Raw genomic sequence first — 534 nt, 5'->3', positions numbered from 1 at the left:
AACCGCCGTTGCCGGGCGCTGCGCTTCGCCATCAAATGGATCGCCGTCGTGAGCAAAACGCGTCCAACATCATGCCTATGCCGTCGTCGACCGCTTGCCGCTCCCGTTGTGCCATACCGCAAGAATGCATCGCGTCAAACGGTTTCAAGAGATCGCAGACATCGGGTATTGCGCTTCCAAAAAGCAATGGTACTATAGGTTGAAGCTGCACCTTCAAGTGACCGATCAAGGGTTGCCCATGGGCTATGTGGTAACGGAAGCATCCTGCCATGATCGGATCGCCACTGAAAGCGTGATGACTCAAATTCCTCATCCCTATAACTTTGGGGACAAAGGATTCATTAGCCGTGAGTTGCAAAAAAGGCTGTACGAAGAGTACCAAATGGCGCTTTGGACTCCGTCTCGAAAAAACCAGAAACATTGCTCGTCCGAGGCATGGGAGAAATGGATCCAACAAAAACGCAAAGTGATCGAGACGGTGTTCCCTAGTTACACTTGGGCTAGTTAAGTTCTAACACTCAACTAGCACCACGG

At 51.1% G+C, this 534-nt stretch carries 1 pseudogene; it reads left to right on the top strand.

The features are described 5' to 3' along the window. Positions 1 to 484 (top strand): annotated as a pseudogene (locus tag VU18_RS04270) (IS982 family transposase); the annotation flags it as partial. Between the last annotated feature and the right edge of the window lie 50 nt (positions 485 to 534).

The sequence above is a fragment of the Geobacillus sp. ZGt-1 genome (assembly GCF_001026865.1).
In the GTDB taxonomy this organism is placed as follows: domain Bacteria; phylum Bacillota; class Bacilli; order Bacillales; family Anoxybacillaceae; genus Geobacillus; species Geobacillus thermoleovorans.
The sequence above is the reverse complement of the archived record's forward strand: the minus strand, read 5'-3'. Positions and strand labels throughout refer to the sequence as shown.